This is a genomic window from Vibrio sp. 10N.261.55.C5, assembly GCF_041470505.1.
GTDB classification, from domain to species: domain Bacteria; phylum Pseudomonadota; class Gammaproteobacteria; order Enterobacterales; family Vibrionaceae; genus Vibrio; species Vibrio crassostreae_C.
Genome location: NZ_JBFRMS010000050.1, coordinates 30,818 through 42,906 on the forward strand (window position 1 = coordinate 30,818; position 12,089 = coordinate 42,906).

General features: G+C 45.0%; 10 protein-coding genes and 1 pseudogene. 7 read left to right on the forward strand and 4 right to left on the reverse strand.

Translation table 11 applies throughout. The features are described 5' to 3' along the window. Positions 1-14: 14 nt before the first annotated feature. A complete protein-coding gene (gene nfsA, locus AB4263_RS17540) occupies positions 15-737 on the reverse strand; it encodes an oxygen-insensitive NADPH nitroreductase (RefSeq protein WP_333008070.1) in 723 nt (240 codons plus the stop codon). Between the two features lie 279 nt (positions 738-1,016). On the opposite strand from nfsA, the gene AB4263_RS17545 reads away from it, so the two are divergent. From AB4263_RS17545 to AB4263_RS17575, 7 genes and pseudogenes are all read left to right on the forward strand, one after another. Then, positions 1,017-2,261, forward strand: a complete 1,245-nt coding sequence (locus AB4263_RS17545) for an NADH:flavin oxidoreductase/NADH oxidase family protein (RefSeq protein WP_372098610.1) — start codon at positions 1,017-1,019, stop codon at positions 2,259-2,261. Between the two features lie 236 nt (positions 2,262-2,497). Next, entirely contained in the window at positions 2,498-3,481 is a 984-nt protein-coding gene (locus AB4263_RS17550; RefSeq protein ID WP_372098611.1) for an HAD family hydrolase, read from the forward strand. 208 nt (positions 3,482-3,689) lie between these two features. Beyond that, on the forward strand, positions 3,690-4,385 hold the full coding sequence (locus AB4263_RS17555; protein ID WP_102428073.1) for an aspartate/glutamate racemase family protein: 696 nt from the start codon (positions 3,690-3,692) through the stop codon (positions 4,383-4,385). 223 nt (positions 4,386-4,608) lie between these two features. Then, positions 4,609-4,731, forward strand: coding sequence for a hypothetical protein (locus AB4263_RS17560; RefSeq protein WP_258182976.1), 123 nt, complete (start codon positions 4,609-4,611; stop codon positions 4,729-4,731). Positions 4,732-4,930: 199 nt separating this feature from the next. Then, positions 4,931-5,803 (forward strand): annotated as a pseudogene (locus tag AB4263_RS17565) (B12-binding domain-containing radical SAM protein). 267 nt (positions 5,804-6,070) lie between these two features. Continuing rightward, on the forward strand, positions 6,071-6,307 hold the full coding sequence (locus tag AB4263_RS17570; RefSeq protein WP_017067743.1) for a YdcH family protein: 237 nt from the start codon (positions 6,071-6,073) through the stop codon (positions 6,305-6,307). 193 nt (positions 6,308-6,500) lie between these two features. Then, positions 6,501-7,397 (forward strand): LysR family transcriptional regulator, encoded by an 897-nt coding sequence (locus AB4263_RS17575; protein WP_372098612.1) that lies wholly within the window; start codon positions 6,501-6,503, stop codon positions 7,395-7,397. 253 nt (positions 7,398-7,650) lie between these two features. Here the strand turns inward: AB4263_RS17575 and glpD are convergent, their stop codons facing one another. The 3 genes from glpD to glpK all read right to left on the reverse strand — a co-directional run bounded on the left by glpD (position 7,651) and on the right by glpK (position 12,074). Continuing rightward, positions 7,651-9,210 (reverse strand): glycerol-3-phosphate dehydrogenase, encoded by a 1,560-nt coding sequence (gene glpD / locus AB4263_RS17580; protein WP_372098613.1) that lies wholly within the window; start codon positions 9,208-9,210, stop codon positions 7,651-7,653. Between the two features lie 288 nt (positions 9,211-9,498). Beyond that, positions 9,499-10,293 (reverse strand): DeoR/GlpR family transcriptional regulator, encoded by a 795-nt coding sequence (locus tag AB4263_RS17585; protein WP_372098614.1) that lies wholly within the window; start codon positions 10,291-10,293, stop codon positions 9,499-9,501. Between the two features lie 260 nt (positions 10,294-10,553). After that, positions 10,554-12,074, reverse strand: coding sequence for a glycerol kinase GlpK (gene glpK, locus AB4263_RS17590; RefSeq protein WP_123309569.1), 1,521 nt, complete (start codon positions 12,072-12,074; stop codon positions 10,554-10,556). Positions 12,075-12,089: the final 15 nt, after the last annotated feature.

The following is a 12,089-nucleotide window of genomic DNA, read 5'->3' on the forward strand; positions in this document are numbered from 1 at the left end:
AACGGCTTAACGGCTTAACGCTTGGTCAGCTGCTTGCTGTTTAAGTAAGGCAGGATATGTGGGCGAGATTCACCAGAGAGTTTCTGTGTGATCTGCTGTGACCAACTGCTCTGCTTTTGGTTGCTTGAACGGTTTGCGTAGTAGCTTTGCATCGAATCATCGTAGCTGGCAATTTCATCTAGGCTCAGCGGTTGGTATTGGTTTTCGTGCATTACTACGTGAGCAGGAAGGCGAGGTTTAACCTCTGGTTGCTGTGCCGGGTGACCTAAGCACATCCCGAACAATATGGCGGTGTGTTGTGGCAGTTCTAGCAGTTCATCGACTTGTTGTGCGCTGTTACGCAGCCCGCCAATGTAAACGCCACCCAAACCTAGAGACTCAGCAGCCAGCATGCAGTTTTGCGCCATGATGCCAGAATCTACCGCGCCAATCAGGGTCAGTTCAGTAAAGTCGGTTTTCACTTCAGGGTTGATTTGAGCGTGGCGTTGATAGTCGATACAGAACACCAAAAACTCAGCCGCGTTCTCCACGTAAGCTTGATTGCCTGCGTATTCAGCTAGCAACTTGCGCTTCTCTGTGTCTGTCACTCTCACGATAGAAACAGCCTGCAGTAAGCTCGATGATGAAGCCGCGAGACCAGCCTGAATAATCACATCAAGTTGTGCTTTTTCAATCGGTTGATTTGTATATTGACGAATGGAGCGGTGCCCCAGAATAGTTTCAATCGTGCTGTTCATAACTCTCAGACAGTCCTTGTGATGATGGCGTAGAGAATCACAATAACGACAATTACCATGAGCGTAAAGAGTGTTTGAGCCTTTCTGGTTGACATATTTCAGCAGCGCCAGCCCAGTTTTTGAGATTCTATTTATAATCGATTAATGCCAGCTGCTATGCCGCTGGCATTTTATTATTGAGTGAAACTTGCTTCGAAATAGGCGTTAAATGCTCAGAACTGTCGGATAAAATAGGGCATACTGGACTGAATATATAAACCAAAGAAAGTAACCACGCGCATGAATCCGATCTGCCTCAACGACCCTTTTTCTCTTCCTAATGGCCAAGTGATCAAAAATCGCCTGTTCAAATCGGCAATGAGTGAACAGCTAGGTGATAAACATCATAACCCTAAGCAAGGTTTAGTCACGCTTTACCAGCGTTGGGCTCAAGGAGGAATTGGTCTATCCATGACGGGCAACGTGATGGTCGATAGAGGTGCGCTTGGTGAACCTAAAAACGTTGTGTTGGATGAGCAAAGTGACTTAAGCGTATTTCGTGAGTGGGCGAAGGCTGGAACACAAAATGGTTCGCAGATATGGATGCAATTGAACCACCCAGGAAAGCAAATCCCTAAATTCTTATGTGATAGCCCGGTTGCTCCTTCGGCTATCTCTTTAGAGCGTGGATTAGAAAAAGGTTTCAATACGCCACGAGCTCTGACTGAGACGGAAATAATCGCAATCATTGATAAATTTTCGCTGAGTGCAAAGCTTGCAAAACAAGCAGGCTTTACTGGCGTGCAGATTCACGGTGCTCATGGTTATCTCGTGAGTCAGTTTTTGTCTTCGAGACACAATCAACGCCGAGACAAATGGGGTGGCTCACTCGAAAACAGACTTCGTTTCGTGCTTGAGGTTTATCGCGCGATTCGAAAAGAGGTCGGTGACGATTTCCCTGTCGGAATTAAGCTCAACAGCGCCGACTTTATGAAAGGTGGCTTCACTGAAGAAGAGTCGATGCAGGTTGTGCAAACACTGAGTGATAACGGTATCGACCTGATTGAGATCTCCGGCGGCACCTATGAAAGCCCATCAATGATGGGTTCAAAGAGCAAAGCTGAATCAATCAAGTCCAGCACAGTAAAACGTGAAGCGTATTTTATGGATTACATGGTTAAGGCGAGAAAACTCGTGAGTACACCGCTGGTGGTCACGGGTGGTTTTCGAACCGCGCAAGCAATGAATGAAGCATTAAACACCTCGGCGACCGATTTTATTGGTATTGCGCGCACAATGGCGGTTGATCCTGATTTCCCAAACAAGTTAATTGAAAACCCTAGCCACGGCATGCCGCTAACGGTGCCAACCACAGGAAAACCTGCATTAGACAAGGTGGCGATGGTCGGGCTGGTTTGGTATGAACATCAGATGTGGCGCATTGCCTCTGGCAAGAAAGCCGACCCAAAACTAAGCGCACTCGGTGTGGTGGTAAAAACAATTTTCAGCGCCGGCTGGCACGCTTTCAAAAAGCGCAGAGCGTAAGCAGTCATGGATTGTTAAAGCAGAACTTTGAGGAATTGAAGTTCTGCTTTTTTGTTTGTCTCCTTTTAAGTTCTCGATAAATACATCGTAGAGCACCCTCAGCCAGCTTAGCTGTGGTACTAATCTAATACCAACATGAGCATTGGTTATAGTGTCCATAAGTGGAAAATCAGAGTAGACCAACTAGGATGAATTGAATTAAACCCTACAATTAATTCAACAACATGGTAGCTGCTATGAAGAAAATAACTCTTTTATCCGTCGCGATCTTATCCAGCCTCTCTTTCTCATCTTTTGCTAAGGATTGTGATCCCAATTTGCTGCCGTCATGGAAGGATAGTGAGAGCAAATCCGCTATCGTCGACTTTGTTGGGCAAGCCACCCAAGCTGAATCTGATACCTTCGTTGCGATCCAAGATCGTATTGCTGTATTTGATAACGACGGCACGCTTTGGTCTGAAAAGCCATACTATTTCCAATTGGCTTTCGCGTTAGATCGAATCAAAGAGATGGCGCTTGAACACCCTGAATGGAAAACGGAAGCACCGTTTAAGTTCGTGCTTGAAGGTGACATCAAGAGTGTTCTAGGGAGCGGCGAAGAAGGTTTATTGAAAATTATCATGGCGACACACTCTGGTATGACAGTCGAACAATACCAAAAAGATGTTAAGCAATGGCTAGCTGCAGCGAAAGACGAACGCTTCAACAAAGCCTATACCGATCTGACTTACCAGCCAATGAAAGAGATGCTGACTTACCTTCAAGAGCATGACTTCAAGACTTACATCGTGTCGGGTGGCGGTGTTGACTTCATGAGAGTGTGGGCTCCTGATGCTTACAATATCCCGTCAGAACAGATCATCGGTAGCGCACTTAAATACAACTACAGCTACAACGACGGTAATCCGACCGTTACCAAAGATTCGTCCATTTTGACCATTGATGACAAAGCCGGAAAGGTCAGCAATATTCAGCATATTATCGGTAAGAAGCCGATTCTAGCAGTAGGTAACTCAGACGGCGATCAAGCGATGATGCAGTGGGCAACCAGTCAACCCAACTCAATGGCGATGATTGTTCATCACACCGATGCCGAGCGCGAGTGGCAGTACGATCGTGAGTCTCACGTTGGCAAGCTTGATAAAGCGCTAGATGAGGCGAATTCCAGAGAGGATTGGACACTGATCGACATGAAATCCGATTGGTGTGAGGTGTACTAACGCCAAGTATACCCTTGGTCAAAACTTCAAAGGCTCGGATTTTAAATTCGAGCCTTTTTTGTGAGCGGAGGTTTTGGGAATGAACGGTTTGAAAGCAATCGTTTGAAAGGAATAAGGTGTTATGGGTTCGCTTTAAGCAAGAACGTACTATAAATTTTCAATGCATGACGGTTTAATCGAGTTAGTCGGAAATTAAAGGAATAGAAAAATGAAAACGATCGGTTTGCTCGGCGGTATGAGTTGGGAGTCGACAGTGAGCTACTACAAATCCATCAACGAGGGCGTTAAAGCCACACTCGGCGGGCTCAATTCTGCAAAGGTTTGTATGTACAGCGTGAACTTCGATGAGATAGAAAAGCTTCAACATCAAGGTCGCTGGGCTGAGACGGCGGATATCTTATCGGACGCGGCTTTATCGGTAGAGAAGGGCGGGGCTGATTTCATTCTGATTTGTACCAATACCATGCATAAGGTCGTTCCTGAGATCGAAGAGAAGGTCACGATTCCTATCTTGCACATCGCTGATACCACAGCGCAGAAGTTGCTTGAACAGGGTGTAAAGAAAGTTGGATTACTCGGTACCGCTTTCACCATGGAACAAGATTTCTATAAAGGCCGTCTGACTAACAAATTCGGTATCGATGTGGTGATTCCTGATGAGAGTGACCGAGAGAAAGTCCACAACATCATTTATCAAGAGCTGTGTCGAGGCCAAGTAAAAGAAGAATCTCGAGATGTATACCGTCAAATCATTGAGAAGCTAGGCCAACAAGGTGCAGAAGCCGTTATTCTGGGCTGTACTGAAATCGCCCTCCTGATTCAGCAGCAACACACTGATGTTCCCTTGTTTGATACCACAGCCATTCATGCAGAAGCGGCTGTACGTTTGGCGACGAGTGACTAACTTCTAGTTCTTATTCTTAGTTCCATAGCTGTCCTATTTTCGCTCTTGTACGATTTTCATTCGTTGAAGTGAAAGTTTTTTGTACAAAAGCAGGTCGTTAGTTAAAGAAGCGATGCTTTGTTCATTAACCAAGGCCTTATCGGTAGGTAAGGTTTTAGTTAATGACTGAGGTATCCGCGCTTTTAAGCACTATGCTTTAGTCATGACCGAAAGAGGATTTATTATGAAATGGCTTATCTTATCTGTAACGCTGTTATTCGTGGCAGGATGCCAATCGACGGGGTCTCAAGAAGCACAAGTCGGTGACGACATGAATCGAGTTCATACCCAAGGGTGCAGCAGCTAATCTTCTTTTGTGGAAACACATTTTCAGCTGCTCCGGTAGAGAGTTACCCCTACAAAGCCTTGTGTTGTCACAAGGCTTTTATTTTATACAAAATCTAAAAACTGATTCGACTATATCGCGAATTATCAATGAATACTGGTGTTGATAAACTCTGTTTTATTAAAGCACGCTCTCGTGCTTATAGACCGGAGAAACCAATATGAATTACGAGGGAAAAGTATATCGTCCATGGACAGAGGCGAAGAGCATTCTGATTCAAACCACTTTAGGTTGCAGTATCAACACGTGCACGTTCTGTAATATGTTCAGCGATAAACGATTCAAGGTTCGCGACATTGAAGACGTGTTTAAAGATATTGAAGAAGCGCGCCTGATCTACCCTTACGTTGAATCGATTTTTCTTATTGATGGCAACGTGATGGCAGCTCGTACGGATTATCTCCTTAAGATTTTGGATAAGCTTCGTCATACCTTTCCAGAAAGCAGAAAAGTATCGCTCTATAGTGGTTTGAACGATTTCCGTCGTAAAAGCTTGAGCGAACTTAAAGAGCTTAAAAGTGCCGGTCTCACTATGGCTTATGCGGGGTTGGAGTCAGGCGATGCGGTTGTACTCGAAAACATCAAAAAGCGTATGACACCAGAGCAAGCGATTGAGGGCATGGCGCTGGCAAAAGAGGCAGGTATCGAAACTCTACTGTCGTTTATTTTTGGACTCGGCGGTCGTGAGCGTTCCCGCGAGCACATTGTCGAGACAACAAGGTTGCTGAATATCATGAAACCTGAGCAGATAGCGCCAATGGCGTTAGCAATATAACCAGGAACGGCTTTGGAGCAGCAAGTTAATGACGGTACGTTCGTTATGCCGACGCAACTTCAGATCTTAGAAGAAGAAAAGTATCTGCTTGAGAATCTAAACATCGACACTTTCTATTGGGGCGACCATGGTAATAACATAGTGACTCAGAAAGGTTTCCTGCTTGATTCAAGAGAGCAATTTTTGGCTAAGGTGAACCATGCGATAGCATCAAACCCAATGGCTAAAGACAGTGTTATTCAGACGTTTGCTTGGTAGCGTTTAGTTAAAAACGATACTTGCAGGCTAAGTAAAAATCGAAAGAAGTATTGTTTTCGAGGCGGGATAATCGCCATAAACCTACTTCCGTTACTGAGACAATTCAAAATCAGTAAAGCCATTTTCTTGGTGGATGTTGTAAATTTGTGAATCTGAACTGTCTATATTCTATGCTGTGTACTGGATCTCATTTGTTATTTGACTCCCTTGCTAAGGTTAATAATGAATGCGTAATACCAATCACTTTACTCAACTTAAGAGGTTTCTATGCTAGGTGAAAATCATTCTCTTGTTCACGAATTTCCTGAAATGAAAGATAAAATTGCTGAGCTTGTTAAAACTGACGATGGCTTTGCAGCAGACATGAAGACGTACGACAACCTTGATAAAGAGATTCGTAAGCTTGAGCTGAAAGATTCACCCATTGATGACGGCTCGATGCACCAACTGAAACATGATCGTTCTGTACTGAAAGATGCACTGCATGCACGTTTAACTGGCTAGTGAGCTAGTAATTTTGCTGATTAGCTAAATGGCGAATTGCAGACTTAGACAAAAAAACTCCTTCGGGAGTTTTTTTCGTTTTGGCACAATAACATCTTCACAATTCAACTGAGTTAATACGTTGTATTGTTATGTGAATGACGCATAATGAGGGTTACTGGTACACGATTTTTAAGATTTTATTGGTAATCTCATGAATATTGAACACCTCAAATTGTTTGTTCGTTTAGCTTCCACACATAACATCAGCATGGCTGGGCAAGAGCTTGGTTTGTCTCCTGCTGTTGCAAGCTCGCACATCAGTAAACTGGAAGACAATTTAGGCGTTCGCTTGGTCCACCGAACCACTCGTAAGGTCTCTTTAACCGAAGAGGGGGAAGCATTCTTACCTCATGCTGAAGAAGTGTTATCGAGCGTGGATGCTGCCAAATCGGCGGTCGGTGTGGGTTGTGATTCTCCAACCGGAACGTTGCGAGTTACCGCATCTGCGTCTTTTGGACGTTTGCATCTTGTTCCTGCCTTACCTGGATTCTTAGAGCGCTACTCTGGGTTAAAAGTCGATCTCAGGCTATCAGATTCGATGGTGGATGTTGTTGAGGGTGGCTTTGATATCGCGATTCGTATCTCGGAGCTGAAAGACTCGACACTGATTGCCCGAAAACTTGCGACAGACAAGCGTATTGTGTGTGCATCGCCTGATTACTTAATCAAATATGGTAAGCCAGCCAAACCTCGAGATCTTAACGATCATCAATGTATTAGCTTAATTGGTTTAGAAAACTGGACCTTCAATACTGAAAGCGGGCCTAAGACGATTAAGGCATCTGGGTCGTTCAGGGCAGATAACGGGGAAGCACTGCGTGACGCTGCAGTCGGTGGGCTTGGTATTACAGTGACGTCGAATTGGTGTGCATATGAGCAACTGAAAAGTGGTCAGCTGATTCAAGTGTTGGAAGATTACCCACTCACCTCAGAACCTGCGATCTGGGCGGTGTATCCAAGTACTAGGCTGCTTGCTCCCAAAGTAAGAGCGTTTATTGATTACTTCTCGGACTACTACGGTAACCCGCCGTATTGGGAGAAAACATAGAGACAAACGTTATTAAAGCGCTGACATGGTGAGCGTTTTTAAATGTGTTGTTTCGTTGAGATAAAGAATAGCAACCTTTTGTGAAGTTGATAATCAACCGGATTAATAAAACACTATTTAGTTTTTGTTGAAAATAGAGGTGTGAATAAAGTCTCAGGCTGAGCGGAATAGCAGACAATAAAAAAGCTTAGCGTGGGGAGCGCTAAGCTTTGTCATTATTTATATTCAGGAGCGGATGGTTTTGCTAGAAGAACTAACCGACTTGAGAAAAGTTCACCACAGTGCTTTCAAGATTCTCTTTTAAGTAGCTAGAAACTGCATGCTGCTCTGTTTCACTTAAGTACAGGCCAAGCTTGGTTCTGCGCCATAAGATGTCTTCGTCTGTCATTGCCATCTCTTGGTTGATCAAGTAATCGATCTCAGCTTGATAAACGCCGTGAGCTTCGCTTGAGAATTGGGTACCAAGATCAGCTTCGCTCGTTGCACCTTCCAGCAGCTTCCAAGTGTAAGTACCAAATTGAGTCACATAACGTAGTAACAGTGCTTCTGATATCCAAGGGTACTTGGTGTGGATCATCTTAGCGAGCTGTTCTCTGCTGCAGCTGAAGTTACCACCCGGTAGTGTGTCGTTAGCTGTCCAAGGTGCGCCCATGTGTTTCAGGTAAGGTTCTAGCTTGTTCAGTGCCGCTTCGCCGAGTTTACGATAAGTCGTTAACTTGCCACCAAAGATAGATAGCAGTGGTGCTTGATCCATTTCTGCATCCAGCTCCAGTGTGTAGTCACGAGTGATCGCTTGTGGCGAGTCAGATTCATCATCACAAAGCGGTCTTACGCCACTGTATGTCCACACAACATCGTCACGCTCTAGTTGCTTAACAAAATGCTGGTTAACGATATCAATCAAGTAATCAACTTCTACATCGTCGATAGCCACTTCGCGAGGATCGCCTTTGTATTCAAGGTCGGTAGTGCCGATGATCGAGAACTTATCTAGGTAAGGGATCATGAACACAATACGATTGTCTTTGTTTTGCAGAATGTACGCTTGTGGTTCGTCGTGAATGCGTGGCACAACAATGTGCGAGCCTTTGATTAGGCGAATATTACGTGGTGAGGTTTGTTCTAAACCATCATCAAAGAACTGTTTCACCCAAGGGCCAGCAGCGTTGACCAATGCTTTTGCTTTGCGCTCAAAACGTTGGTTTGTCATCACATCAAGAATCGTTACATGCCAAATGTCGCCTTCGCGGTGTGCTTTTTCAACTCGGCAGTAGTTGCGTACTTCTGCGTTGTTTTCTTTCGCCGCCAACACGTTCAGCAATACCATACGCGCATCATCTACCCAGCAGTCTGAGTATTCGAAACCTGTTTTCATTTCTGGTTTAAGCAAACCTGATTGAGCCAAGTTCACCGTTTTACTTCCAGGAAGAGTCGTACGTTTACCTAAGTTATCGTAAAGGAATAGGCCACAGCGGATCATCCAAGCCGGGCGTAAAAATGGTCGGTGCGGTAAACGGAAACGCATTGGTTGTGCAACGTGAGGTGCTTTTCTCAGCAACACTTCACGCTCTGCAAGTGCTTCTGAAACTAAACGAAATTCATAATGTTCAAGGTAACGTAAACCACCGTGGATTAGCTTTGAACTTGCAGAAGACGTCGCAGAGGCGAAATCATTTGCTTCGTATAAACCAACGTTTAGACCACGACCAGCAGCGTCTGCCGCGATACCCGCACCATTGATGCCGCCGCCAATAACGATTAAGTCTAGAGTTGAAGATGTACTATTGTTTGAATTAGTTTGTTGAGCACTCATGGTTTTGACCTCTTTCTGAGCGAACGAGCATTTTAGAACTTAATTGAATCCTATATTAACTTTCGTTTTCGGTCATTTATTATTTTCGTTTATGCGCGTTTTATGTGATTTGCGCATAAAAAAACCTTCACTTATGACAGCGAAGGCTAAAAATAACTCTCATTCGAGCATAGAAGTGATATTAATCATGTTCAAGTGCGACTTTCCAAGTAACAAAAAAGCCCATTATCGATAAAGTGATCTATCAATAATGGGCTCTTTTAATGAACATGATTTCTGAGCGTTTTTTTATTCGTCCGACGTTAGTGGTTGAGACGCGGTATCGATCACTTCTAATGGTATTGCCGAATCTTTAAGGATGTTGAGAATCTCTTCCGGTGGCTGCTTATTAGTAAACACCATGTGGGCCTGAGAGATATTGCCGAGCTTAACCATCGCGTTACGACCAAACTTAGTGTGGTCGACGGCTAAGAAGATGCTGCGACTGTTTTCGATGATGGCTTGTTTTACACGAACTTCGTGGTAATCAAAATCGAGCAGTGAGCCATCAAAGTCGATGCCGCTGATGCCTAAGATGCCGAAATCGAGGCGGAACTGCTTTACAAAGTCGAGTGTCGCTTCGCCAACAATACCGCCATCGCGGTTACGTACTTCACCGCCCGCCAAGATAACCTTGATCTCTGGGTTCGGAAGAAGGATGCTGGCAACGTTAATGTTGTTGGTGACGACTCTTAGCTGTTTGTGATTTTTATTGAGTGCACGTGCCACTGATTCTGGCGTGGTGCCGATATCAACGAACAGGGTTGCACCATCTGGGATGTGCTTAACCAGTTCGTCGGCGATCACGTCTTTTTCGTTGAAGTTAAGCGCTTTACGCGTGTTATAAGAGGTATTTTCCGAGCTTAAAGGAATGGTTGCACCACCATGATAGCGACGAATTTTGTTTCTATCGGCAAGTTCATTGAGGTCTCGTCTGATGGTTTGTGGGCTGACATCGAACTTTTCAACGAGCTCTTCGGTGCTCACATATCCTTGTGTTTTTACCAGATCTACAATCTGCTGGTGTCTTGGTATCTGCTTCACTTAACTTACCACTCCCTGCACGCTATGGGCTCTAGCGCGTCACAATCGAAAATATTAACTCGCGCTATTGTGCTCGAATTGATGAGGAGAGAGAAGTAATGATAGTAAGGAATTATGTCCAAACCGCAAAAACGTTGATCAAAACATGAAAAATTGGCTCCAAACGCAAAAAAGAGCACAAAATAGTGCTCTTTTTAGTTTCGTTTACTGAGGAACGAACAATTCAATCGATAAGAGAGTGATTATTCGAACGCTCGATTTTACTCTTCGTCGTCATCGTGCAGTTCAGACCAAACCTGTGCACACTTGATAGCACGTTTCCAACCTTTGTAACGGCGGTTACGCTTCTCTTCGTCGTGGTGCGGCATGAATGTGCGGTCAAGAACGGCTTTGTCTTGAAGCTCATCAATGCTGTCCCAGAAACCAACCGCTAGGCCGGCAAGGTAAGCGGCACCCAGAGCGGTTACTTCCGTTACTTCAGGGCGGTGAACTTCAGTATCCAGCACGTCTGATTGGAATTGCATTAGGAAGTTATTCGCTACTGCGCCGCCATCAACACGTAGTTTCGCTAGCTTGATGCCAGAGTCAGCTTGCATTGCGTCTAGTACGTCACGCGTTTGGTAAGCAATACCTTCCAGCGTTGCACGGATGATGTGATTAGAGTTAACACCACGAGTCAGGCCAACAATCGTACCGCGAGCGTAAGCATCCCAGTATGGTGCGCCTAAACCAGTAAACGCAGGGACTACGTAAACGCCGTTTGAAGAATCTACTTTGGTTGCGAAGTACTCAGAGTCTTCTGCGCCAGCCAGTAGCTTCATTTCATCACGTAGCCATTGGATTGATGCGCCGCCCATGAATACTGCACCTTCAAGTGCGTATGCAGGCTCACCTTTAGGACCACATGCTAGCGTTGTTAGTAGGCCATTCTTTGATGTTACTTTCTCTTGGCCTGTGTTCATTAGAAGGAAACAACCTGTGCCGTAAGTGTTCTTAGCTTGGCCTGCTTCTACACACATTTGACCGTAAAGTGCAGCTTGTTGGTCACCCGCAATACCCGCGATTGGGATACGAGTACCGCCTTTACCACCAAGGTTCGTTTGACCGTAAACCTCAGAAGAGCGCTTCACTTCAGGCATCATTGATGACGGGATCCCCATTTCATCAAGTAGCTTTTGATCCCAGCATAGGTCGTTGATGTTGAACAACATAGTACGTGACGCGTTAGTGTAATCCGTAACGTGAACACGTCCTTGAGTCATCTTCCAAACCAACCAAGTATCAACCGTACCGAACAGTAGTTTGCCAGCTTCAGCGTCTTCGCGAGCGCCTTCAACGTTGTCTAGAATCCATTTTACTTTGGTACCTGAGAAATACGGGTCAAGGACTAAGCCAGTATTGTCACGTACGTAGTCTTCTAGGCCACGCGCTTTAAGGTCTTCACAGATGTCGGCAGTCCGGCGACACTGCCATACGATTGCGTTGTAAACCGGTTTGCCAGTTTCTTTGTTCCATACAATAGTAGTTTCACGTTGGTTGGTGATACCAATGCCGGCTAGCTCATCGCTGCGAATGCCTGCTTTAGCCAAAGCTTCAACCAATGTAGAGCTTTGAGTCGCCCAAATTTCCATTGGATCATGCTCAACCCAGCCAGCTTTAGGATAAATCTGGGTAAACTCTCGCTGAGAAGAACTGACGATATTTGCATCATGGTCGAGAATTACGGCGCGTGAACTTGTTGTTCCTTGGTCTAGGGCAACAATGTATTTTTGCTCGGTCATGGTAAGAGTCCTTTT